Raw genomic sequence first — 24748 nt, forward strand, 5'->3', positions numbered from 1 at the left:
AGGTCTCTAAAGTGCCCACACAGTTTGTCTTCTCTCTTCTTAATGAACCCGCCCCGAAGGCGTGCTGCGTATTCTACTGATTTCACCTGGTATGTCAAATACTTTTTTCATTTTTTTAAAAAAAATGATGACACTCTGTTTATTGTAAATGCAGCTTGGCAATTCTACGTTTGCCAACTTGTATTATATAGGTTTGGCCTGTAGGTAATACAAGAGTCCCGTCCTCAACCTTATCACCATTTATTTTAACCGCACCTTGCTTCACTAAACGAATTGCTTCTGAAGTACTTGGAGTTAAATTCATTTGCTTCAATAGTTGAACTAAAGAAAGTGGTTCTTTCAAAGTTAAGGTTTGTTCTTCTAAATCCTCAGGAATAATACCTTTCTGAAAGCGCTCTATGAATTCTTTGTGTGCTTGTTCTGCTTGTGTTTGATCATGGAAACGTGCCACGATTTCTTTAGCAAAATCAATTTTTATGTCTCTAGGATTTGCTCCCTGAATTACAGATTGCTTTAAAGTCTGTATTTCTTTTCCTGTTTTAAAACTAAGTAAATCAATATAGCGCCACATTAATTCATCGGATATTGACATAATTTTACCAAAAATATCAGCAGCAGGCTCATTGATGCCAATATAATTGTCCAATGACTTAGACATTTTTTTCACACCGTCCAAGCCCTCAATCAACGGCGTCATCATGACTACTTGTGGTTCGAGACCGTAATGCTTTTGTAATTCACGTCCCATTAACAAATTAAATTTCTGATCTGAACCACCCAGTTCAACATCCGCTTTGAGTGCAACAGAATCATAACCCTGAAGTAAAGGATACAAAAATTCATGAATTGCAATTGGCTGGCCTGTGGTATAGCGCTTATTGAAATCATCACGTTCTAGCATTCGTGCAACCGTATGCGTTGCCGCCAGGCGAATTAAATCTACTGCACTAAATTGGGCAAGCCATTGAGAATTAAACACCACTTTTGTTTTAAGCGGATCTAAAATTTTAAACACTTGTTCCTGATATGTTTTTGCATTTTCAAGAACCGTTTCTTGACTAAGAGGCAAGCGTGTTACGTTTTTTCCAGTTGGGTCACCAATCATTGCGGTAAAATCACCAATCAAAAAAATGACCTCATGTCCATATTGTTGGAATTGTCTTAGCTTATTAAGTAATACAGTATGCCCCAAATGCAGATCAGGTGCAGTTGGATCAAAACCTGCTTTTATTTTTAAAGATGTTCCCTTTTGTAATTTTTTTTCCAATTCTTGCTGCGGAAGTACCTCCTCACAGCCTCTTATTAGCTCGGAACATACTGAATCTTCGACTATCATGACATCAAAACCTTTATAAATGATTGACCTATCTTCTCACACCGAGTATCTTAGCCCGGTTGGCAATTTCCTGCCATACCTAAAAGGTGATTTAAGATAATTTGTCAGCCGAAATTTAATAAATGCACACAATAGCATGATTCTGGATGGCAATGTATAGGCAAACGATGGATAAGAAACCTTATATATATATCGAAAAAAGAAAAACGAATAAAAATAATAAATCTAAGCCATCTAAGGTATTAATGGGTTTTGCCTTGATTATTGCCTTTTCGCTGCCCTATTTCCTTGTAAAAAAATTTTCGCATAATCCTCAGCAGGGTCCCACAACTCAATCTGTTGCTCTGCCTGATTTGGATGAGGAGGGATCTGAAGAATATCAAGACGAAGCCTATCAAGAAAACACGTATCCAAATGAAGAAGAACAAGTTGCTGAAGAAGAATCTCCATCGGAACTTACTCAAGAAACAGCTAAAACAGTTGTAGAAAATGTTGTTAACACAGTAAAACCTGTCAAAAAAATCGTCAAGGACAATGAGTGGCAAACCATTAAGCCCAGATCTGGTGACTCTATGGCCACTATATTTAAACGTCTTGGCTTAACGGCACAAAATCTACATTTGGTTATGCAAAAAAATCCTTATGCAAAAGCACTTACTGCAATAAAACCAAGCCAGGAACTGAAATTTTTAATTAGTAAAAATAAGTTAGAAAAATTAGTTATTCCTATAAATACCATACAAACACTGACAGTTTATAGGGATGGAGCAGTTTATAAAACTAAAGTTGACTCCAAAAAAGTAAAAACTCAAGAGCGTTACATTACTGGGGTGGTCAAAGGTTCTTTATACACTACGGCCCAACATTTAGGGATCCCCAGAAAATTAATTCAACAAATGGTCATGATTTTACGCAAGGAAATCGATTTTTCCCGCTCCGTTCGCAGTGGTGATCGATTCTCAATCGCTTATGATACGTTGTATGTGGAAGACAAAATGGTAGGCATTGGTGATGTTGTTGCTGTGAGCTATACCAGTCAGGGCAAGACCGCCCAAGCAATACGTCATATTAGTAGAAATGGCGCTCGGGACTACTACACTCCTAAAGGAGAGAGCTTCAAAAAGGCTTTTTCACGCTATCCGATTAAATTTAGTCACATCAGTTCAACCTTTTCAAATTCCAGATATCATCCAATATTACACTATAAAAGAGCCCATAAAGGCATCGATCTCGCAGCGCCCATTGGCACCCCGATTCAATCAGTCGGTGATGGAACTATTGCCAACATTGGTAGGCATAATGGCTACGGTAATATGATTGAAATAAAACACGATAAAACTTATAGCACTCTTTATGGACATATGCTTCGATTTGCAAAAGGCCTATCAAAAGGCAGCAGAATAAAACGAGGCCAAGTGATTGGTTATGTAGGTCAGACAGGTCTTGCGACAGGTCCTCATTGTCATTATGAACTGCATGTTCATAATCAACCAAGAAATCCAACAACAACCTATTTGCCTACAGCATCTCCTGTTCCTGCGCGAGAAATGGCTCAGTTTAAGGCAAAAGTACGTAATGTATTTGCTCGTTTAAAATCACTTGAAAAAACAGGTTTTGCAGCTAAAGACAAGAGCAAGAAGAAAACAAAAGTTGGATAATCTATATACAACTCATTCTAAACCCTAATGTATTTTGACAGGGGTCGAGCAACTTGCAGAACCATCATTAGTATTGAACGTTGCCGCCTCTTGAATGTCTGAGACGGAGCAGGTAGAAGTGTATAATCCATCTCCGGTTTTGCATTTGTAACTGCCACTTGCTTTTATTGTCAAGAAAGGAACATTATCAAAATTATCTGAAGATCCATTGGCCGGAATAGTATAAGTAGTATGAGGTTTTTTTATCTGTACGCATACGAGCTCCGCTGGGTAAGTGTTTCTTATGCTATAGGCGTATGAAGTTGTCCCATATAAAATAATAGGAACTATGGTCATTAATTGTAGTTGTTTTTTCATTGGATACCTTTCTTGATAAATTGAACACTTATTATTTTGTGAATAACATCAGCCGAATAAATAACGACAAACAATTACTGAAGCAATAATTCCGGCAAGATCCGCAAACAAACCCGCAGGAATAGCATGTCGTGTACGTCGAATTCCTATAGAACCAAAATACACAGCAATGACGTAAAATGTTGTTTCTGTACTTCCCATCATAGTTGCTGCAATTTTGGAAATGAGAGAATCTCCGCCATATTGATGAACCAATTCTGCCATCATTCCTGTTGAGGCACTTCCTGAAAAAGGTCGGATTAAAGCCAATGGTAATACTTCTGGAGGCATGCCAATCATGGCTAGAAGCGGGGCAAGGAGATTTGCTATGAGACTAAAAAAACCCGAGGCACGCAGCATACCTATAGCAACTATCATTGCAATTAAATAAGGAACAATACTCAAAATTGTATCAAAACCTTGTTTCGCACCAACAATAAATGCATCAAACACATTAATTTTTTTAATTGCTCCATATAAAGGAATCCCTACAATAAAAACTATAAGCATCCAATTGGACAATTGGTTGGCGAATCCGATCATAAGCTGTCTTTCCTTCCAACACGAAACATCGGTAATTTTTCTAACTGTTTTACAGAAATAATGGCAACCAAAGTAGAAATAATTGTTGCGATCAAGGAGCTGACTATAACGCTGCTTGGGTTGGTACTGCCATTTGCCGCCAAATATGCAATAGCGGTAGCAGGAATTAACTGCACACTTGAAGTATTAATTGCTAGGAAAGTACACATGGAATTCGTTGCAATTTTTGCATGTTGATTCAGTGCTTGCAGCTCTTTCATCGCTTGGAGTCCAAATGGGGTTGCTGCATTGGCTAACCCTAACATATTCGCAGCAAGATTCATGGTTATAGCTCCCATTGCAGGATGTTCGGTAGGAATATCAGGGAATAGCCGTCTTAAAATCGGCTTAAGCAATTTTCCCAGCAAGTTAACCAAACCTGATTCATTCGCTATAGACATTATTCCTAGCCATAAAGTCATGATTCCTGCTAAACCAAGGGCGATTTCAAAGCCAAGCTTGGCTGATTCAGTGACAGCGCGTGCAACCTCGTCAATACGCCCCTCAATCACCCCAACTATGACAGAAATCAGTATCATCCCTAGCCAAATTAAATTAAGCATTCTTGCCTCCATACTCTGGAACGGGTTAAAATGTAGTTCTTTTTTGGCTTTAGATAGAAAAAACTGATGAAGTACACTCTTACTCCCTTAAAACATCTGGTTTTTATAACCTGTTTTTTCATTTCTTTTCAAAGCAATGCTTTTGATTCAAATAATACTGAAAAACAGGCTAACTCCTCAATAGAGGAACTATACCATAGACTAAGCAGCATGCCGAATAGTTCCATGCCCGACAGAATGGATTGGATCAGTAGCCAATTTTTAGGGGCGCCTTACCTTCTTGGCTCCCTCGGGGAAGGTTCATCAGCACGATACGATCAATTTCCAAAATATCGTGTTGATGCGTTCGACTGTGAGACGTATGTTGACACCGTTTTGTCCTTAGCTGTGACAAATTCCCTTTCATCATTTCAACAATGTATCAATAAAATACGCTATAAAAATGGAACTGTCTCTTACCTATATCGAAATCATTTTACTGGCTTGGATTGGAATCAAAATAACCAGCACAGTGGAATACTGAAAGACATTACTCTAACCATTAAAGACCAAAATAACCAACCGGTGGCCAAAATTGCTGATGCAGTCATTAATAAGCCTAATTGGTATGCCTTTAAAACTGTAGAAACAATTAGACTAGAAAACGCAGATAAAGCGAAAGAAGAGAAACGATTGGCCGAATTAAAAAGAAAAGGTGCCAAATTAGAAGTCACCTCAGAAAAAGTTCCTTATCTTCCTTTTACTGCGTTATTTTCCGAAAACAAACCAAATATGTATTTATTCGCACAAATTCCTCATGGTGCAATTATTGAAATCGTTAGACCAAACTGGGATTTAAGTCAAAAAATTGGCACTGCGTTAAATATTTCGCATTTAGGCTTTGCAATTAGAAATAAGGGGCAATTGTATTTTCGCGAAGCCTCGTCAGAATACGGTAAAGTGGTTGATGTTCCGTTAATTGATTACCTTAATAAAGCACAAAATAGTCCAACGATTAAAGGCATCAATGTGCAAATCATTGTGCCTAAAAATCCATTAATAGACTGTAAAATGCCTGTTTAAAATCAAATTGAGTTTGGGTAAACTACAAAACAAATGTAGCCTGGGTGAAGCGCAGCGTAACCCGGGTTTAATTGGACTAAAATTCCCGGGTTACGCTGCGCTTCACCCAGGCTACATCGGGCATTAGGAATCATTAAAATGAATTATGGATTGACACAAAAACCCTCATTATCGACCAGTGAATGTCTTGTTCTTGGGGTATTTTCTGATGCTGAGTTAACCGATTTTGCTTTGACTCTTGATAAAGAGCTTCATGGCCTAATCAGTAGGCTTATTAAGAAAACCTCTGAAACTGGCGATATACAATGGCATCATGATGTACATGGTAGTATATTCATCATTCAATGTGGCGAACAAACAAAATTTACCCCTTCTCAGCTAAAAAAGAGACTGGGAGAGATTACAGGCGCATTAATTAAACACCGCATCCGAACTGCAACTGTATGCTTACCATTAATAACTCAATATTCTGCGGATTGGCAATTGGAGCAAATGGTTATCCAAATAGATAATCAATGCTATCAATTACTGGATTTTAAAAAGAAAAAGGCAAAACCCCATCAATTAGAAGCCATAACTTTTTATTTGCCCAATGCCAGTGAAGAAGGACTAAAATCAGGCCGGGCAATTGCAGCAGGTGTTGAGTTGACGCGCCATCTGGCAAATATGCCTGCCAATATCTGCACCCCTACTTATTTGGGCGAACAAGCAATACAGCTAGCCAAAGAATTCACACAACATATGAGTTGCAAGGTGATGGGGCCCGATGAAATGCGCAAAATGGGTATGGAGACTTTATTAGCAGTTGCCCAAGGTTCAGCCCAGCCACCAAGACTTATAGACATCCATTACAAAGGGGCTGGTGATTTGCCGCCAATAATTTTGGTGGGTAAAGGAATTACTTTTGATTCAGGTGGATTATCCATCAAACCGGCAAATGCGATGGATGAAATGAAATATGATATGTCAGGTGCTGCCAGTGTATTAGGCGCCTTAAAAGCCTGTGCTTTATTAAAGCTTCCAATCAATGTTATAGGTTTAATCGCCAGTGCTGAAAATATGGTGAGTGGCACCGCAGTTAAATCGGGAGATATTGTCACCAGCATGTCAGGACAAACTGTCGAAATTATTAATACCGATGCCGAGGGCCGTCTGGTCTTAGCTGATGCACTAACTTATGCAGAACGATATCAACCCAAATTTGTCATCGATGTCGCAACACTTACTGGTGGAGTTATTGTCGCCTTAGGGACTGTAGCGTCCGGTTTCATGACCCAGGATGAAGAGTTGGCGCAACTGATTGAGAAAGCAGCTCAAGAAAGCAATGACAGAGTCTGGCGTATGCCTTTAGATGATGAATACCAAGATGCTCTTGATAGCCCTTTAGCAGATATGATCAATGCAGGTTTTGATCGCACTGCAAGCAGTGTCACTGCAGCGTGTTTCCTGTCTCGCTTTACAGAAAAGTATCGCTGGGCACATTTGGACATTGCCGGTACAGCCTGGATTTTTGGTAAAAATCGTAATGCCACAGGTAGACCGGTTCCCTTACTCACTCAAATAATACGCCATGCCGCCAATTCGCGTTGATTTTTATTTATTAGCGAGCGACCAGAATGATGCACGTTGGCTGGTTGCCTGCCGTCTTTTGGAAAAAGCTTATGCTAAAGGCCATAAGGTTTATGTCTTATGCAAGAATAAACAGGATGCAGAGCTTTTAGATGAGTTGTTATGGACTTTTAAAGAAGACAGCTTTATTCCACATCACATACAAGGCGAAGGCCCTATACCCCCGCCACCAATCCAAATTGGTTACGAATACGAGCCCAAAGGGTTTAATGATATTTTGTTGAATCTTTCCAATTCTATTCCATCTTTTTACACTAGATTTAAACGTATTATGGAGTTAGTAATCAATGTAGAAACTGAGAAAGAACAAAGCCGCGTACATTATAGAGACTATAGAGCAAAAGGTTGTGAGTTGCATACACATCAGATTGAGATGAAATAGTTCCAATTATTTGATTCAAATAGTAAATTGTAGCTTGGTAGCCTGGGTGCAGCGTAGCGAAACCCGGGATTAAGAAGTTAATTCATGCTCAGAGACCCCGGGTTCTGCTGCGCTGCACCCAGGCTACAAAAACAATAGCGATGTATTAATCCCAAAGAACATCTTTATCTTTTTTTATTGCTGCTTGGAGTAAGCTGATTAAAGGAACAGCACGTTTTACCAAACTGATTTCCTGTTCATTGTCTTCATCATCTTCGACAACTTGTGTTTCTTTTTTAAGACCAGCCTGCAACCTCTCTAATGCTTCAGGGAGATGTTCGGATTTAATCGCTCCAGGAATGGTACCGCTATGACCCATTAAAGAAAGCAGACGCTTGGCTACATCTGCAAAATAAGTAATATCTTCATAGGCATCTGTATGAAACGTTATTAACATCAAAATCTCCTTTTAAACTCGACATTTTATTACCCATAAACCTTTAGCAAATATTCTGCAACAGTATGTAATCCCATCGCTTCTCCCCCCTCAGGCTTTCCAGGCTTACTGCCTAAATTCCATGCCATAATGTCAAAATGCATCCATGGGATGGATTTTGTTACGAAACGTTGAAGAAATAACCCTGCAACAATTGCTCCTGCAAAGGGGTGATCACTGGAATTAGTTAAATCAGCAACACTTGAGCGAAGCAATTCTTCATAAGCAGCAAATAAAGGCAAACGCCAGACCGGATCGTCTGCTTTATGAGAAGCTGCCATCACTTCTGCAGCCAATTGATCATTATTGGTAAACAGAGCAGCAATTTCGGTACCTACTGAAACCCGAGCAGCTCCAGTTAACGTCGCAAAATCAATGAGTAATTCAGGCTGTTCCTCGCATGCCTTTACCAGAGCATCGGCCAAAACCAAACGTCCTTCTGCATCTGTATTATGCACTTCCACCGTTAAGCCATTACGCATTGTGAGGACATCACCGGGTCTAAATGCATCAGGTCCTATAGAGTTTTCAACTGCAGGAATAAGCATTTGTAAACGAACGGGTAAATTGCGAGTCATAATCCATTGCGCAAGACCTATTACATGTGCTGCGCCACCCATATCTTTTTTCATCAAACGCATACCCGATGCCGATTTAATATCTAGGCCTCCGCTATCAAAACAAACTCCTTTTCCTACCAAGGTAATATGAGGATTTTTCTCATCGCCCCAAGTTAATGACAACAAACGAGGCGCTGATTTGGCAGCACGTCCAACTGCATGAATTGCTGGAAAATTATCTTTTAGCAATTCATCGCCAACCCATTGCCTGAATTGTGCTTTATGTGTTTTAGCTAATTGCTCTACTACTTCAGCTAATTCTCTGGGGCCTAAATCACTTGTTGGTTTGTTGATTAAATCCCTCACCAGAAAATGAGCTTGAGTTAATGCCAAAAGAGAATTTAAATCATCTGGATGAATCATTAAAAGTCGGGGCTTCTGATCGTATTTTTTATATGCTTCAAAACGATATTGTGCCAAAGCCCACCCCATTGCTGCCTCCTGAGTGCACGTACCTTGCACTTGATAAATATTAGGAGGAAGTAATAGTGCTGCATTGGCTAAAGCCTGAACCTGATTCCCATCACCTGTACCAACATAAGCTTTATCAATTAATCCATCAGCGTTTTGAATAAAACAACAGTCACCTATTTTTCCTTTAAATTGATGCAAGGCAAGACAATTTTGTTCTGCTGAAGTAAGTATGCTTAGTCCTTCTTCCCATTGGCTTTGTGACATCAAATAAAGAGGAATAGCTCTATCACTCTGAGTTTCATAAAATAATTTTGCTTGCATATTTTTATTCCTTCACTTGGCCACGAAAATGAGCAGGTCTAAGTCCGGCTAATCCCAGGACTAATAAATAAATGATTACGGCAACTAATACGTGAACAGATAATAAGCCTAAACGCATACCTGGGGGAAAACTCAGCCAATAACTTACTGTACCACGCATGAAAATTAAATAAATACTAATTGCCGCGTTAGCAAAGAGTAATTGTATGCTGTATTTTAACCATCCCGGAGAGGGTTTGAATACCCCTCGTTTAATGAGTAAAAATAATAAAGCGCAGCAATTGACATAACCTGCCAATGCTGAAGCTAAAGTCAAGCCAGCATGAGCAAAATGCCCAACAAAAAGAAAACACAACAACGTATTAACCACCATAGAAATCGCCCCCACCTTAACTGGAGTACTGATATCTTGTCGTGCATAAAAACCAGAAGCCAATACTTTGACCATCATAAAAGCAGGTACGCCTGCAGCCAGAGTGATCAGGCTTTTTTGCGTCTGAATCACATCGTCGACAGTGAACTTGCCATAGGCAAAGCAACTTGCAATTAAAGGCATAGCAAACAAGCACAGCCCCAAACCCGCAGGAACTCCTATAAGTAAAATAGAACGCAATCCCCAATCCAACGCGCTTGAGTATTGGCTTATACTTTGTTCGGCATGTCTTCGAGATAAATGCGGCAGAATCACCGTTGCAATCGCTACGCCAAAAACTCCTAATGGGAAATCTGTTAGACGGTCTGTGTAATACAACCAAGAGACGCTGCCAATTTTTAAAAAGGAAGCAAAAATACTGTCCACCATTAAATTAAGTTGAGCAATAGAAACGCCAAATAAAGCCGGAATCATAAGCTTAAGCACTTTATTCACTCCAGCGTCATTTCTAACCAACTGAGGTTTTACCAATAAATTCCGTTGATGCAAAAAAGGAATTTGAAAAAGCAACTGCACAATACCAGCAATGAGAACCCCCCAAGCTAAACCGACTACGGGTTTTGGCAAGTGAGGACATAAATAGATCGCTGCAAGAATCATACTGATGTTCAGTAATACCGGTGTAAACGCGGGGATTGCGAAATAACCATAGGTATTTAATACAGCCCCAGCCATAGCAGTCAACGACACCAACATTAAAAAAGGAAAAGTAATGCGCAGCATTTCTGTAGCCAATACAGCACGACTACTGTCATGACTAAAACCAGGAGCAAATAAAAAGATGATCACAGGTGCAGCAAACATCCCTATTAACGTGACTACACTAAGAATAGAACCTAAATATCCGGCGATACGTGCAATAAAAACACGTACATCGTTTGGAGAGCGTGTTTTTTGATATTCAGCCAGGACAGGTACAAAAGCTTGAGCAAAAGCTCCTTCTGCAAAGAGACGACGCATAAAATTAGGAATGCGGAATGCGACAAAAAAAGCATCCATACCGGCTTGGGCACCAAAAAAATTGGCAAGAACCATATCGCGCAAAAAACCTACAATACGTGAAATAAAGGTCATTACTGAAACCAGTGTCGTTGAACGCAATAAGCTTTGCCGTTTAGGTACCATAATCTCTGAATCGGTTGTTGACATAATTTTCATGCACAAAGTAAAATACTTTATAATATACTAAATGAATCGGCTGTCATAATCTTAAATGCCCGTGTATCAGTCTTTACATTGAAATAACCCGAACTTGGTAGATATCCTATTCCCTAATGTTCATTTGAGCATAAATAATACATACCGCAATTGAGAGAATCAATTTATACTTTAGAAACAAAGAAGTCTATTGACAAATTCTAACTCATTGTGCATGATCATCATCTTTTTGTACCGTCTGAATGAGTGGAGATTTTTAAGTGGCAAATATTAAATCAGCGATCAAACGTGCTCGCCAAAACGTAAAATTACGTCAACACAACGCCAGTGCACGTTCTATGTTCCGCACTTACATCAAAAATGTAATTAAAGCTGTTGAATCAGGTGATAAAGAAGCCGCTCATGCTGCCTACACCAAAGCTCAACCTGTTATTGATAAGGCTGCTGGAAAAGGTTTAATTCATAAGAATAAAGCTTCTCGTATTAAAAGCCGCTTGGTGGCTCGTGTTAAGGCAATGACCGCTTAATTTTTCAATTCATAAACTTCGAACTGGCAGTGCCAGTTCGAAATCCTTTTTATATACTGATATAACAGTATTTATACTTAAAACTGACCGCAGCTTTTAAGCACATGCCCAAAACGACCTAGTAGCTCAACTCCTCAGTTAATGTTTATTCGAACGGTTGGGTTTGAGTTCAAGTTGTGAGCAAGGTTTTCTAAACAAGCGAAGCATACATTGGCATGTGGGCATTGATAAAATTTTCTCGCAAGATGTGCGCTAAATACAGCCCGTTCCGCCGGCTAGGGACTGAACGCTTAGATTTACCTGGGTTTACTTTGCGACCCCCAGGTTATGATGATTGCTCTTAAAAACGGCATGTAAATGACTGCTGCTTTCAGTTGTAGTCAGGCTAGCCGCCTGGAGAAAAGGACTCCTCACTCATTGCTATTAGCGTGGCTCTTGCATTTAATATCTCTTCCACTAATGATTCATGCAAATTGAATGATTCCAATATAGTGAGAAAATGTCTGTTTTTTTTCAGGACCTCAATAATTTGTTCACTCACTTGCTCGTCTTTTGGATAAGGTAATAATCGCTCTAAAGCGCCATTAAGTAGGTGATTTCTATTTTGGATTTCGTTCTCTATTTCATCAATAGTCTCTAACGAGGTAGCTTCGTGCAGGAGCTCTTTAAAATGATTTTGTTGACTTACAAGCAGCTCTGCAACAGGCTTAAGTTCTTTTAGCTTGTTAATGAAAACAAATAATTCTGTTTGTTGTGTCTCGGATAGATTGAATGATGCTTCCTGCAGGCTTAATAATTCTTTTTTGGCTATAATATTTTTTGTTGTAGTCTCTGTATAATTCAACAAAGTCATTACATTTTTGAACTTAGGAAGGTCAGCCATATATGCCTTCACTTTTGACATAGACTCTTCATTGGTTCCCTTTGTAAGCTCCAATAGAAAGCGATGAACTTTTCTTTCCTCGTTGATTATCATTTGAACAACGTTATCAAACTCGTCTCTATTATTTGCTGTATAGAGCTTATTTTGCAATACATTCAGCGCGTCACAAAAAGCATCAATTTTTATTTTATCCTCAGTAAAATTATCAATAATTTGCTGAGCATTTTTCTTTTTTGCCTGAAAAAGCCTACCCATTTTCTATTTCCTCAATGTAATTAGCATCATGCACTTAAACTGTTAATACTGACAGCACATCAGTTTGCCCCTTCACCTTCTGTGTACTTTCGTTTTCTCTTTGCAATTGACCCAGCAAAGTGGTGCTGCCATGCATACTTAATACCACTTCCAATTTTACTTTCGGCTCAGGAGAGTCTACATGCGTACTTAGTACTCCCACTTGGGGTTTACCTTTTTTAGGTTCCTTATCTTTAGCACTCGCTTTTTCAGGGTCATTGCTAATGCTCTTCGAGCCGCTACTATCAGGCAGCGCAATCTCTTCTTCAGTATCTGCCAATCTTTTTCTCGCATCCTCAAGCATAAATGCTCTTGCTTTCTCTACAGCAGATTGAACGCTGTGCGCCCATTTTGGAACGTCGGGTAATTCTTTTTTAAGTTTATCATCCCTACCCATGCTCCCTGGTTTAGCTAGATATCGTGTTCCTTTAATTTTACTCGGATCAGTTATCTCAGGAGTGAGTCCTCTGCTTCCGCCTGTACTTCTGAACGCCACGAATTCATTATACTCATTATCCACTTTCTCTAATAATGTACTTAGGCTTTCTGTTGTTAGGCCTTCTCTAACAATCCGTTCTATTTCCTTTCTAGCTGCTTGATAATCTACTTTGAGTTCTGTCATGTTAATTCGACAAGGTTCCTGTTGGTGGGCAAATAACTCCAACTCAATCACATCTTCTACTACTAGTTTTTGTGATGAAGAGCCCAAATATTCCTCTTCAAGAGAAGGCTTCGCTCCATCTTTTGCAACCCATTTTACGTAAAATTGCTCGAATTTTTTACAAAGATCTTCGATTTCACCAGCTTCAAAAAACTCTTGATAAACTTCAGTTTTGGCAAGAGCGAACATATGTTGATTAAAGTCTTTTGGTGTATACGCTTTATTATTCTTTAATCGGTAATGATTGTGATTATGTCCAAACTCTAATGGTAGATGATGCATTAACTTACCATGGAGGTCATCACTACCTCTAAGATATAAATCGCATCCATCATCAACTTCTTTATGAGCCGTCGCTGCAGCATTATATAATTTATCTCTGAATTCTTGAGGGTATTGATCCAATCCATCTGGAGCCCAAAAGTACCAAGTTAAAGTGAATCCTTTAACCTGGACAGCAACGCGAACTTCTATTTTTTCACCTTCATCCCTAATTTCATAAACAACTCCTTTGGTCAACCTAAATTTATACCCTTCTTCATTAAGTTCTTGCTCTCTTTTTCTGTATTGTGCTTTATTTCCAGATGCAACAAGCAATTGAAGCTCTTTAGTTTGTTCTGTATTTTGATATGAAGTAAATTTTTTAACGACATGTTTTTTATTTAAAAAAACAAAAAAAGGGTTTGGCATAATGACCACCATCAATTACAAAAAAAATCCCATAGTGGTCGGGAATTTTAACTTATGCTTAAAATATAATCAATGATTATTCATTAAAGACGCCAATAAACTATTGGACATTAACGAAATTTAAACAACGCAAAAGTAAAAAACACGAACTCAAAAGCTGTTGCAAGCAACTTTTTTTTCGCTTACCTCATCTTTGTTTGCCTCACGTCCTTTATCCATAATGCAGCCTTGGAAAAAAAGTTGTTTTTCGAGATTATTTCTTGTCAAAAAAAAACCGGGATCAACGGGAGAAGAATGTGGCTTTTCGCCCGTTTCAAGGAGTCGAGTCATTTCGGCTTGAGTCAAGGAATGAGCGTTTACTACTTTTTTTACAAAAACTAATTTTGGTTCGCCTTCTAAAGAAAATGACATTTCTACTGCTGATTTAGAAGAAGCCAATTTACTAATGGTATTCTGAAGCCTCGTTTCCAGAAATGAATTTTTATTATTACTCAATGCATTTATCAATAGCTGTAAAGGTGAAAGCGTATAATCACTTATAGTACTTTTTGGAGCCTGGTGAGTAAACGCAGCCCCTAAGTCTGCGGGATCACTTTTTATAAAATTATTTAAAAATTCGATAATGGGTGCTATTTGTAGTTGATGATCAATAGCGGCAGTCAATGCACGTACTATCATCATGATACCATTTAAATCAACATGATCACCAGTATGAATTGTTTGCGTTAATGCTAAATTAACTTTGTCATCAAAGTTGCTCTTCCATATCTGATGTACGGCATCAATCAAAGCGCTTAAAGTTTCTGAATTTTGATCAATATATGCAGCCGAAACCAGTGACGTAAGCAGAACATGCAGCGTATGCTCCCCTTTATAAGGACCTACCTCATGAATTTTGCATAAAGAATCAACCAGGCCAGCAGAGCACATCTTATTTACATCAATCAGAATGCGACTAAGAATTTGTACTACTTTAGGATTATCCCCTATTGCATTCTTTATTGCACCGATTAATACATAGATACCACTTTTACCTTTAAAAGAACTATACATAATTTCTTCAGTTAAGGCAGTACTTATAATTCCAGGAGATTTCCTAACAAAACTTCTTAAAAGCTCAGCAATTAATTCAGCTGTTGGCTGGTTATCAGATATTGAAGTAGCATTTGCCAAAGCACGTACAAGTACAAGGATTGCATTTTTTCCTTTTTCACTGCCTTCCTCTATATTTTTTGCAATTACAGAAGAAAGTTTATCACCTGTTTTCTCTAACAGTTGGCTGAAAATATAGTTAATTGCCACAATCGCTGAATTATTTTTGGAATCGAAGGTAGCAGTAAAGAGATTATCCATCCAAGCATAAGCTACAGTTTGTCCCTCAAAAACACCATCAAGAGTCTGAGAAAGGATTGAAACTAGAAGGTCTGGATTTTCATCATCGTATAAATTATATAAAAGTGCACAAATTTGCTGTGCTGCTTTCTCATTATATAGATTCAACGCACGTTGGAGGGCGTACGTTAGCCAGTAACCCAAATTACTTTCTGTTAAAGTTCCAGACGGAGTTTTCTTTATGAAATGATCGAGATGAGCAATCAACAACTCAAGTTCTTCGCTCGAAAGCTGAGGAGCCTTAGCACCTGGATATTGATCAAATGGGGTAGTTAGAAAACCTGTTGGGAAAAGGCTGCCTACGCCTAGAGAATCACCCATGTAAATTGTCCCAAAAAAAGTACAACATTATTTTTTCATTATGATACCAAATGAATTGATACACAAGAAATTTATTGGCATTAAACTAGGTGTTTACAGACCCTATTAATTTTAAAAATCGTAGTCTGGGTGCAGTGAAACAAACTCCAGCTCACTTTTTCGCCTCATCGTTCCCAGACCACTTTCTTTAAAAATTCTTGCTTGCAATCCAAGATACTAGGCCGGAGAGGTTACCAACGAAGTCTCATACGCTTCTTCACTTTCTATATAATTTCTTCCTATTATCTTACATAGATTTTTCTTATCTTCTTTCGACAAATAAGAAGCTACCGCCTCAAGAGGGTTATAATCCTCCGCATCTTCAGGAGCATAAGTCTCAGAAGGATAATCCTTATCGATAATCCATTCATCCACTATTGCCATGTAAATAGAATTGAACAGCATTTTTGCCTGATGAATTTTAGCTTGTAATTTTTTCTCTTCCTTACTTCGAGGTGCAGAAAATAAAGAAAGAGCAAAACCTTTCCAACCTGATATTTTAGTATCTTTTTTAGGCTCAATAGTGGCGAACTCTCTATAACATGTAACAATCAAATCAGCTAAATCATTTTTATATTTAGTGAAATAATCTTTGTCTTCATCTTCTTGGTATTTCTTAGACAAAGATGCATTTCTTATTGCCCATTCTAAACGCTGTAACTTACCGACAATATATTTCACCTCCGTGCGATACTCTGCATCTATGTTAAATAAATCTACGGTATCTTCTGCTAATTTATCAAAACTCTGTGGAGGTACGCTCCAATATAATTTAACATCTTTATCTTTCCAATTGCGAGAGAAAACCTGTTGACCTGATGATTTGGTATGTGGGCGTAATGTTCCTTCACTATGTAATAGAATAGGTTCTAAACCGGGAATAAATCGTGGTAAAGAGGAGTTTTTGAAGGGTGCAAGTTGCTCTTCAGTGAGGATGCCTTCTAAAAGAGAAACTGCCCTAGTTTTGCAGGTATTTGAATTTTCGAGACTGGGTACAGGTAGCCAAAAATCAAACCCTAAGAACCCTATCTTCCTATAACCCAATGATAAATGAAAATCAAAAGGTTTCAATCGAGATGGGCGTCCTTCAATTTTCGCTTTAATTTGCTCAATTTCATAAATTTGTCGGGAATAGACCTCTTCCTTATAAATTCTTCCTTTTTTTTCCGGATCTGTTGTGAAGTTGTTACCATCACCTACCACTTCGCTAATAGCAGCTTTTTGCCCTGCAACTGCTGTGGCACAGCGTCTTTGTACTTCTTCAAATTGCTCTTGAGTAAGCTCAAAAGTATATCCATGTAAACCATGTCCCAGATCCATATAACGAATTTCTTCATTAATTAACATACCGTGGTTACCTTGAAAATCAACATCTAAATGATTTTTGATTTTGAATTTCTCTAAACGACTGTTTTTATCTCCAGTACTGGTAACACCATAAAAGCCCCAAGTCTCAACGACTTCAAGCAACCGTTTGCTTTCATCCAGTTTTGATAGAAAAAAAGAACCATGCCAAAAAGGATTGCCGCCTATAGTATGATCAAATACGCAAAAAGTTACCGTATATTTCATCTCAACACCCCTGTTATTTAAATTAGACATTCCGTTGTATAACTAGATAAAACAGTAGATATTTTGAGTAAAAATTATAAAAGATGCAAGAATTTATCCCAAAAAAAAAGAATAAATCTAAATAAATTTTTTGATTTAGATTCAATAAATTATATTTGGTGGGGTTAATTATAGCGTGAACAATTATAGAGATATGTTGCCCGAGTTATGCGTTTCTTCACCCGGGCTATAGCTTATGATGAATTAATCATTAACCATAAATACTCCCGTTTTGTACCTGGTTCAATTGATAAAACGAACGTTTTGCCGGTACGAAATTAGGAAATTGGGTCACTAAACGTTGTAAAATCATGCGTGATAAAATTTCATCCCCCTGATTCCACTCATTTAATGCTTGCATATACATAAAATCAGCAGATTGTTCTGCAATAATAGGTACTTTATTTATCAATATAGGTTCAATAAAACTGACACGAGCTTGGGTTTGTGCTTCCATTCTTTGTAGGGCTTTTCGAGCCTGGAGACTACCATTGTCACTGGCTTGCTGCAATAATTCCTTGCCTTTAGAAAGAGAACGTTCACCCGCGGTACCTTCCAGATAATAAGTACCTAACTGATATTGTGCATAAGCATTTTGGCGTGCAGCCAGTTTTTCATAAAAACTTGCCGCCATTTTGGGGTTTTTCTCCACACCTAAGCCATAATGATACATTCGTGCTAAAGCCAACATCGCTTTCTCATTACCTTTATCTGCTGATTGCTGGTAGTATTTAAGCGCGCTATTAAAATCAAGTTTGGTGATAAAACCCGTTTCCGACAATAATCCTAATTGATAAAGGGCATTAGCGTTACCTAACTCTGCTGCCTTTTTATACCAAGATAAAGCTTGTTGTGTATCACGAGGCTGACCCAATCCATTGAAATAAATAGCTCCTAATTGATTCATTGCCTCATGAACCTGATGAGTTGCTGCTTCGATAAATAAATCTCTAGCTTTTTGATAATTGACAGGGGTTCCTTTACCGTATAAATACATTAACGCCAAGTCATATATCCCTAAAGCATCTCCTTTCATAGCAGCTTGTTCATAAGCTTTTAATGCCTGAACATAATTGTCGTTGACTGTTTCATCAATAAACCCTAATGCAACAGAAGCTTCAGGTAGGGTTACAGCTGCCTTCTCATACCATTGCTTCGCCAAATTATAATCAGGATCAGCATTATCACCCAACTGGTAAAACTGACCCAATTGATACTGTGCGAGAGGATTTCCTTGTTCTGCAGAAGCAGTATACCAACGTTGTGCACCTGCAAGATCAGGTTCAGACCCTAAACCTTTTTCTAACATATAAGCCAGTTTCAGTTGCGCATACTGATCCCCTTTTTCCGCCAAGCCAGTATAAATTTGTTTGGCTTCTTGCATTTTTTCCGGATCAGAGTTTTCTGCCAAGTAATAATCTGCTAAAACAATTCCAGCATGGCTGTTTCCTAACTTATATGAACGTATTAGATTAGGTAAAAAGTCTTGTCCAGCTTCTTTTTGTAATACCGCTATATTAAAATCTGCATAAGAGAATTGATCGTCCACGGATTGCTGCAATTGCTCCATCCCTTTTGTCTTGTCTTGGGCTACGCCTTTCCCTTCAGAAGCATAAGTTCCTAAAATAAAATTACTCACGGCATTTTGCCCCGCTTGCTGATACCAGGTAATTGCTTGTCCCGGGTCAGCTTTTACGCCAATGCCCCGATCATAGAGTAATCCCATCAATAATGCGGCATGTTCATTACCAGTCGCTGCTTCCTCTTTGGCGATCATGAAAGCTTGTGCCTGTCTTTGTTTATCTTGATCCATAGCATTGTAAAACGCGAGGGGTAGCAACGCTTGAGAAACGCCCCGATCTGCTGCTCCTTGGTACAATTGGCGAATCATAGCTATTTTGTGTTTTCTAACATTCACACTTAAGCCACTGTCATTTTGGCGCGCCAAACTATCTGCCAGCTCATATTCTGCAGGGCCATAATTATTGGCCGCAGCCAGGTATAACATAGAGGTTGCTTGTTCTTGATTGGGCTGAATATATACTGTGCCGTCTGGACCAGTTATCCCCTGTGAAAGAATTCTAGCCAAAACATACTGGGACTTTTTATTTCCTTTAAATGCCGCATCAGTTAAATCATTTAACGCCAACTGATAATCTTGTTTCTCTTTGGCATGCTGCAAATATAAAATACCCAAATTGTATTCTGCGCCCAGATGCTGCTGTTGCGCTGCATTTTGATAAAAAATAATGGCTGAAGAATCACTTTGCGCCACACCAATACCGTATTGAAACATTTGTCCTATTTGAAATTGTGATTGGGCATCACCTAATATTGCTCTAAAGTATAAATGATTAAATACAGACATATAGTTAAGCTGTGCTTGCCAACCCTGAGTCCACAAATCCATAACATGGGCTTGTGAATTATCATCATAATCATAAAAGCTGGCATCGATATAAGGAGTAGGTAAACTAATTCGCGAATATATAGGTGTGTTTATTCTCTCTAAGACTGATAACTGATGATCTAAAGGATAAAGAGGATATGTCCATTGATTCGCCTGGAAACCGGGAGTTTTACTTAAAATCGCATCATAATAACTGGTTATAGGAACATCATTCGGTTGAACTAATTCAAACTGCGGCTGAAAAATAGACTGGCGCACTATATTTTTCAGTTGAGGCCCCTGGTTGTAAGCAAAATCTCCTAATGCTGTGGGGTTATGCCAAGCACTTAATATCCCTTTCATTTGAAAATCAGTTTGCTCTAATTTGTCTGTTGCACCATTACTTAACCACAAGGCTGCCTGTGCCAAAGCTGCTTCCTGATTTTTAGCGCTTTCATCTTGCATCGCCTGACTTTGCCATTGCTTTGCCAAATCAGGATCAGCCTCAACACCTATCCCTTTTTGATACATTTCAGCTATCTCGCGTTTGGCTTGTGGCAATCCATTCTGAGCCGCTTTTAAAGTCCACATATATGCAGTTTTTGGATCGTAAACTGGACTTTTTTGCTGTGAATAAATATGAGCCAGATCCAAATACGCTTCATTATTCTGTTGATTGCTCGCTTTATTAAACCACTGCAAGGCTTGTTCTTTTTGGTTTCGCTCTAAAGCCAACTCTCCTAAAGCAACCATTGCTGGTGCAAAACCTTGAGCCGCAGCTTGGTTTAATAACTGCTCCCCTTTATTTTCGTCTTTATCTAACAGCTTTCCTTTAAGATAAAGCGCTCCTAACATGGTTATTGCTTGAGGGTTGTTATTGGCAACTGCTTTATTTAACCAAATAAGACCTAATTTCTGATTTGATCCATTACGGCTTTCAATAAAGTTTTTCGCTAAGGTAAATTGTGCTATGGCATTACCATTTTTTGCCGCATTAATGTAATAACGAGTTGCTGTATCTATATTTTTCTTTACCCCAACTCCATACATATAAGCCGCTGCCGTAAACATTTGAGCATCTACATCCCCTGCATCTGCCGCCTTTTTAAACCATATAAAGGCTTGTTGCGGATCTTTATCATGTAATAAGGTGTATTTGGCCATAAGCTGAATGGCGGGGAGATATCCTTTTTGTGCAGATTGAGTAAAATAGCGTATCGCTAACAAACTGTTTTTGAGTTGGCCATATCCATAAAGATAAATTCGCCCTAAGTAGTAATCGGCAACCGCATTTTTACCCGACTGATTCATTAAAGGTTCTATCGCTTTATTATAATTCCCTAATCGATAAGCACTGAAATCATCAGCAAAAACGTTTTGCCCAGCTGATGCAACAAATAAACATACCCAAGGTACTAGCGATTTCATGAAAATTCTCCCTCTTTGCATGCCAATTTAACCCGAATTTTTATTGTTATACGTTCAGACTTATGCCCCGGGTATTATGCCATAATGCACTACTTCATTGACGGCCCCATTTCTTGTAGTGCCATCTACTATCCAAAAGTTGCCTTTATTATTTAAACCAAACTTTACATTGACATATTCACATACTTTAATCGTATCAGCACAATCAATGATTTTTCCATAGGAGGTTTTGCCATCGCCTAAGGTGCAAATGAACTTGACTAATGGTTCTCCTGTAGCTAATGCTGCCCATTGACGCCCACCGATTGTATGATTGTATCGAGTAGTATATTGGCTCTCTTCATCACGCATGTGATACAAACTTACAGTTTGTTGTGATTTATTAAAGAAGAAATACAAAGATTGCAAAGCACCTTCTTTACCTGGAAAAAGAGACAAGACCTTTAAACTTTCCTTATATCCTACAGGCTTGCATCCTATTGGAAATCGAGCTTCTTCCTTTTCCGCCTTTTCCGCTTTAGCTTGCATATCCTTAGGATCATTCATTTTGGGTTTAGCTGCTTCAAGGTGCGTAGAGATTAGCCCTAAACAAAGCATCAATGAAATTGAAGTGATTTTTTTTATTGTATTCATCATATTTCTCACTCACTGTCATTTATTGGACGTACAATAACTGTTGTACCCATGAAATTATTTCGTTCGCTGGATAATTCAACAAAGCTCAGATTTAACCATTTAGCATCTTGAATAAACATTCGCACACATCCATGGCTTGCTCTGACTCCTGGAATGTCGTCAGAACCATGTAAGGCAAACCCTTTATGAAAAAACATGCAGAAAGGCATCTTTGCCCCACCTTTACCAATTGGAAATACATCTGATGTGCATTTTTCATTCTCTTTACTAAATACTCGATAAATTCCTGTTAAAGTGCGGCAAGAACGATTGGAATCAGAACATCGATCTCTTCCTGATGAAATTGGCCCCCATCTCACCAAATTACCTGCAGCATCATAAGCTGCAAAAGCGAGCTTATCTTGATCGACAATAATTTGTTTTTGATGTTCTGGAATTTTTAATGGAAAAGGAGCTACGTCAAAAACGGTGAGATAGGCAAGATTTTTTGGAACAGCAATAATCTTACCGGTCCATAAAGGATTATAAGTACGATTGACCCTTTGTACGATATCTCGTTGATTTTCATCCGGAAATAAGGTCTCCCAACTTTGCCCCGACTCTACTTTAATACAATCGTATTGTGGGTAACCACATAATCCCGTGCCATAAAAATTACTGGCATTCACTATGGCAGCCATGAGCATCATCAATACAGCTGAAAGTAATTTATACATATGCCCCCCTCTCACCTTACTTTTTATTTTTACATGCAAGATTTGTGCTTAAATATCAATTTATTTTAATTATTATTCGAGCATATCTAAAATAAGTTTAGTACGAATATTAGAATTTTTGCCAGGATTATGAATAATATTCTATCTGACTTATAAGTAGCGTGGGTGTAGCGCAGCGAAACCCGGGGTTTTTGAACAAGAATGAAGCTTAGTATTCCCGGGTTTCGTTACACTTCACCCAGGCTACAATAAGATACCTTTATGGCGATACGTTTTCACCATGAAAAAATTGAAAAATACGCTTTGCCAAATGTTCACTAATACCAGATACTTTAGCAATTTCCTCCACTGGAGCCTTCGCAAGTTCACGTATCCCGCCAAAACGATGCAGTAATGCTTGTCTGCGCTTTGCTCCTACTCCTTCAATATCCTCAAGAGTTGACTCCAATCTTTTTTTCTGTCTTTTCTTACGATGGGCAGTAATAGCGAAACGATGTGCTTCATCACGAATATGTTGAATCAGATGTAATGCTTTAGAGTCATCAGCTAAAGTCAATTCATCTGCTTCATTCACCAAAATCAATTTTTCCCATCCAGCTTTTCGTGAAGGCCCTTTAGCCACACCAAACAAGCTCACTGTAGAGACACTCAAGGACATCAGCACTTTCTGGGCTACAGCTACTTGTCCTTTACCTCCATCAATAATTAATACATCGGGTAAAGATTGCGTTTCGACTAAGCGCTTAAAGCGGCGGGTAAGCGCCTGTTCCATTGCGGCATAATCATCTCCAGGAGTAATACCTTCGATATTAAAACGCCGATATTCATTAGGGCAAGGACCCTCATGATCAAATACAACACATGATGCAACAGTTGCTTCACCTTGAGTGTGGCTGATATCAAAACATTCCATGCGTTCAATGGGTTTTTTCAATCTCAAAAATCGCTCTAACTCCTGGAAACGCGATCTCATTGTAGAATGTTTCGTAACATATTCAGCTACCGAAACACGTAAATTGTTTAAGGCAAAATCCATCCACCGGGATTTTATGCCGCGTGGATTCACTTGGATTTTACACGATTTGCCACGTCGTTGTGATAATGCTTCGTGTAATGATTGATGGTCCAATAAGTCATGGTTCGTAATAATTAAAGCGGGGATTTTTTCCGGGGTATCCAAATAATAGAACCCAACAAATGCATCAAAAGTTTGTTGCCATAGATCCTCCATACTGAGTTCATCTTCCAATCCTTTTTGCGGTACAGATGGAAAATAACTATGGCTTGCCAATACTTGACCTTCACGAATTGTCACACACTGAACACAGGCAAAACCAGGACTAACCTCAATTGCGATAGCATCTGCATCGCCACGTAATTGTAAAATCCCTTGTTGTTCTTGCACTAAGCGCAAACTTTTAATCTGATCGCGCAAAATTGCTGCTTCTTCAAAATTCAATTCACTTACCGCTTTATCCATCCGTTTGGCAAGCTCATCAAGAATTAATTGCGACTTACCTTGCAAAAAGCGCATAGCATCGTGTACTGAACGTTTGTAATCCTCAGGAGTTATATAGTTGACACAAGGGGCTGTACAGCGCTTGATTTGGTACTGCAAACACGGTCTTGAACGTGCATTAAAATAACTGTCGCGACAATTACGAAGTTTAAAAACTTTTTGAATAGTCACTATAGTTTCTTTTACTGCTGCACTGCTGGGATAAGGGCCGAAAAAGTCACCTGAAAGAGGTTTTTTCTTAGAGCGATAGCTCTCAATTCGTGGAAAGTCAGGATGATTGGAAAGATGGATATAAGGATACGATTTATCGTCTCGCAGCAAAACATTGTATTTTGGTTTTAACGTTTTAATCAGATTACTTTCCAATAGTAATGCTTCTGTTTCACTCCGCGTAACGGAAATTTCTATGGAGGCAATTTGACTCACCAAAGAACGAGTTTTAATTCCTGTATTTTGTTTATTAAAATAGCTCGTAACCCGTTTTTTTAGATTGGATGCTTTACCTACGTAAAGAAGATTACCCGCTTCATCCAACATACGATAAACACCGGGTTCATTAGGTAACTTAGTGAGGAACAACGCTAATTCAGTAGAAATATTCATGTAGTAATAA

Annotated in this window: 19 protein-coding genes; 5 read left to right on the top strand and 14 right to left on the bottom strand. The window is 38.6% G+C overall.

Annotated features, from left to right (window positions below; genetic code table 11):
* Positions 1–139: 139 nt before the first annotated feature.
* On the bottom strand, positions 140–1336 hold the full coding sequence (gene tyrS, locus Lani_RS04220; RefSeq protein WP_019233634.1) for a tyrosine--tRNA ligase: 1197 nt from the start codon (positions 1334–1336) through the stop codon (positions 140–142).
* 167 nt (positions 1337–1503) lie between these two features.
* Between tyrS and Lani_RS04225 the strand changes: the two genes are divergently transcribed.
* Positions 1504–2994, top strand: coding sequence for a peptidoglycan DD-metalloendopeptidase family protein (locus Lani_RS04225; RefSeq protein WP_058388460.1), 1491 nt, complete (start codon positions 1504–1506; stop codon positions 2992–2994).
* Between the two features lie 405 nt (positions 2995–3399).
* Here the strand turns inward: Lani_RS04225 and Lani_RS04235 are convergent, their stop codons facing one another.
* Positions 3400–3933, bottom strand: a complete 534-nt coding sequence (locus Lani_RS04235; protein ID WP_019233632.1) for a spore maturation protein — start codon at positions 3931–3933, stop codon at positions 3400–3402.
* A complete protein-coding gene (locus Lani_RS04240) occupies positions 3930–4535 on the bottom strand; it encodes a nucleoside recognition domain-containing protein (RefSeq protein ID WP_019233631.1) in 606 nt (201 codons plus the stop codon). The genes Lani_RS04235 and Lani_RS04240 overlap by 4 nt, the downstream gene beginning before the upstream one ends.
* A 66-nt stretch (positions 4536–4601) precedes the next feature.
* On the opposite strand from Lani_RS04240, the gene Lani_RS04245 reads away from it, so the two are divergent.
* The 3 genes from Lani_RS04245 (at position 4602) to Lani_RS04255 (ending at position 7608) form a co-directional block, all read left to right on the top strand.
* Complete coding sequence (locus Lani_RS04245; protein ID WP_058388411.1) at positions 4602–5597, top strand: N-acetylmuramoyl-L-alanine amidase-like domain-containing protein; 996 nt, start codon at positions 4602–4604, stop codon at positions 5595–5597.
* A 138-nt stretch (positions 5598–5735) separates the two neighbouring features.
* On the top strand, positions 5736–7187 hold the full coding sequence (locus Lani_RS04250) for a leucyl aminopeptidase (protein ID WP_019233629.1): 1452 nt from the start codon (positions 5736–5738) through the stop codon (positions 7185–7187).
* Positions 7168–7608: a DNA polymerase III subunit chi gene (locus Lani_RS04255; protein WP_019233628.1), complete on the top strand. Its 441-nt coding sequence runs from the start codon at positions 7168–7170 to the stop codon at positions 7606–7608. Before Lani_RS04250 ends, Lani_RS04255 begins: the two co-directional genes overlap by 20 nt.
* 145 nt (positions 7609–7753) lie before the next feature.
* Here Lani_RS04255 and Lani_RS04260 read toward each other — a convergent pair whose 3' ends face one another.
* The 3 genes from Lani_RS04260 to murJ are packed head-to-tail and all read right to left on the bottom strand — an operon-like array spanning position 7754 to position 11020.
* Complete coding sequence (locus Lani_RS04260; RefSeq protein ID WP_019233627.1) at positions 7754–8044, bottom strand: DUF1840 domain-containing protein; 291 nt, start codon at positions 8042–8044, stop codon at positions 7754–7756.
* A gap of 29 nt (positions 8045–8073) precedes the next feature.
* Positions 8074–9438, bottom strand: a complete 1365-nt coding sequence (locus Lani_RS04265; protein WP_019233626.1) for a leucyl aminopeptidase family protein — start codon at positions 9436–9438, stop codon at positions 8074–8076.
* Between the two features lie 4 nt (positions 9439–9442).
* Positions 9443–11020 carry a murein biosynthesis integral membrane protein MurJ gene (gene murJ / locus Lani_RS04270; RefSeq protein WP_019233625.1) on the bottom strand — a complete coding sequence of 526 codons (1578 nt, stop codon included), beginning with the start codon at positions 11018–11020 and terminating at the stop codon, positions 9443–9445.
* 269 nt (positions 11021–11289) lie between these two features.
* Here murJ and rpsT point away from each other — a divergent pair, with 269 nt between their 5' ends.
* Complete coding sequence (rpsT, locus tag Lani_RS04275) at positions 11290–11556, top strand: 30S ribosomal protein S20 (protein WP_019233624.1); 267 nt, start codon at positions 11290–11292, stop codon at positions 11554–11556.
* A 385-nt stretch (positions 11557–11941) separates the two neighbouring features.
* Here rpsT and Lani_RS04280 read toward each other — a convergent pair whose 3' ends face one another.
* From Lani_RS04280 to uvrC, 8 genes are all read right to left on the bottom strand, one after another.
* A complete protein-coding gene (locus Lani_RS04280; protein WP_019233623.1) occupies positions 11942–12694 on the bottom strand; it encodes a hypothetical protein in 753 nt (250 codons plus the stop codon).
* Between the two features lie 34 nt (positions 12695–12728).
* A complete protein-coding gene (locus Lani_RS04285) occupies positions 12729–14084 on the bottom strand; it encodes a hypothetical protein (RefSeq protein WP_019233622.1) in 1356 nt (451 codons plus the stop codon).
* 150 nt (positions 14085–14234) lie between these two features.
* A complete protein-coding gene (locus Lani_RS04290) occupies positions 14235–15797 on the bottom strand; it encodes a hypothetical protein (RefSeq protein WP_019233621.1) in 1563 nt (520 codons plus the stop codon).
* Positions 15798–16013: 216 nt separating this feature from the next.
* The gene (locus Lani_RS04295) at positions 16014–17408 is read right to left on the bottom strand and encodes a hypothetical protein (protein WP_019233620.1); all 1395 of its coding nucleotides are present in this window, start codon (positions 17406–17408) and stop codon (positions 16014–16016) included.
* Between the two features lie 250 nt (positions 17409–17658).
* Positions 17659–21264, bottom strand: coding sequence for a tetratricopeptide repeat protein (locus Lani_RS04300; RefSeq protein WP_019233619.1), 3606 nt, complete (start codon positions 21262–21264; stop codon positions 17659–17661).
* 60 nt (positions 21265–21324) lie between these two features.
* Positions 21325–21897 carry a hypothetical protein gene (locus Lani_RS04305; protein ID WP_058388412.1) on the bottom strand — a complete coding sequence of 191 codons (573 nt, stop codon included), beginning with the start codon at positions 21895–21897 and terminating at the stop codon, positions 21325–21327.
* Between the two features lie 8 nt (positions 21898–21905).
* Entirely contained in the window at positions 21906–22616 is a 711-nt protein-coding gene (locus Lani_RS04310; protein ID WP_019233617.1) for a L,D-transpeptidase, read from the bottom strand.
* A gap of 259 nt (positions 22617–22875) precedes the next feature.
* Complete coding sequence (uvrC, locus tag Lani_RS04315; RefSeq protein ID WP_058388413.1) at positions 22876–24738, bottom strand: excinuclease ABC subunit UvrC; 1863 nt, start codon at positions 24736–24738, stop codon at positions 22876–22878.
* Positions 24739–24748: the final 10 nt, after the last annotated feature.

Origin of the sequence: Legionella anisa (genome assembly GCF_001467525.1) — a bacterium.
GTDB lineage: Bacteria > Pseudomonadota > Gammaproteobacteria > Legionellales > Legionellaceae > Legionella > Legionella anisa.

Coding starts and splice junctions, on each gene's coding strand:
- tyrS (WP_019233634.1), bottom strand. CDS start 1,336: ATGATAGTCGAAGATTCAGTATGTTCCGAGCTAATAAGAGGCTGTGAG.
- Lani_RS04225 (WP_058388460.1), top strand. CDS start 1,504: ATGGATAAGAAACCTTATATATATATCGAAAAAAGAAAAACGAATAAA.
- Lani_RS04235 (WP_019233632.1), bottom strand. CDS start 3,933: ATGATCGGATTCGCCAACCAATTGTCCAATTGGATGCTTATAGTTTTT.
- Lani_RS04240 (WP_019233631.1), bottom strand. CDS start 4,535: ATGCTTAATTTAATTTGGCTAGGGATGATACTGATTTCTGTCATAGTT.
- Lani_RS04245 (WP_058388411.1), top strand. CDS start 4,602: ATGAAGTACACTCTTACTCCCTTAAAACATCTGGTTTTTATAACCTGT.
- Lani_RS04250 (WP_019233629.1), top strand. CDS start 5,736: ATGAATTATGGATTGACACAAAAACCCTCATTATCGACCAGTGAATGT.
- Lani_RS04255 (WP_019233628.1), top strand. CDS start 7,168: ATGCCGCCAATTCGCGTTGATTTTTATTTATTAGCGAGCGACCAGAAT.
- Lani_RS04260 (WP_019233627.1), bottom strand. CDS start 8,044: ATGTTAATAACGTTTCATACAGATGCCTATGAAGATATTACTTATTTT.
- Lani_RS04265 (WP_019233626.1), bottom strand. CDS start 9,438: ATGCAAGCAAAATTATTTTATGAAACTCAGAGTGATAGAGCTATTCCT.
- murJ (WP_019233625.1), bottom strand. CDS start 11,020: ATGTCAACAACCGATTCAGAGATTATGGTACCTAAACGGCAAAGCTTA.
- Lani_RS04280 (WP_019233623.1), bottom strand. CDS start 12,694: ATGGGTAGGCTTTTTCAGGCAAAAAAGAAAAATGCTCAGCAAATTATT.
- Lani_RS04285 (WP_019233622.1), bottom strand. CDS start 14,084: ATGCCAAACCCTTTTTTTGTTTTTTTAAATAAAAAACATGTCGTTAAA.
- Lani_RS04290 (WP_019233621.1), bottom strand. CDS start 15,797: ATGGGTGATTCTCTAGGCGTAGGCAGCCTTTTCCCAACAGGTTTTCTA.
- Lani_RS04295 (WP_019233620.1), bottom strand. CDS start 17,408: ATGAAATATACGGTAACTTTTTGCGTATTTGATCATACTATAGGCGGC.
- Lani_RS04300 (WP_019233619.1), bottom strand. CDS start 21,264: ATGAAATCGCTAGTACCTTGGGTATGTTTATTTGTTGCATCAGCTGGG.
- Lani_RS04305 (WP_058388412.1), bottom strand. CDS start 21,897: ATGAATACAATAAAAAAAATCACTTCAATTTCATTGATGCTTTGTTTA.
- Lani_RS04310 (WP_019233617.1), bottom strand. CDS start 22,616: ATGTATAAATTACTTTCAGCTGTATTGATGATGCTCATGGCTGCCATA.
- uvrC (WP_058388413.1), bottom strand. CDS start 24,738: ATGAATATTTCTACTGAATTAGCGTTGTTCCTCACTAAGTTACCTAAT.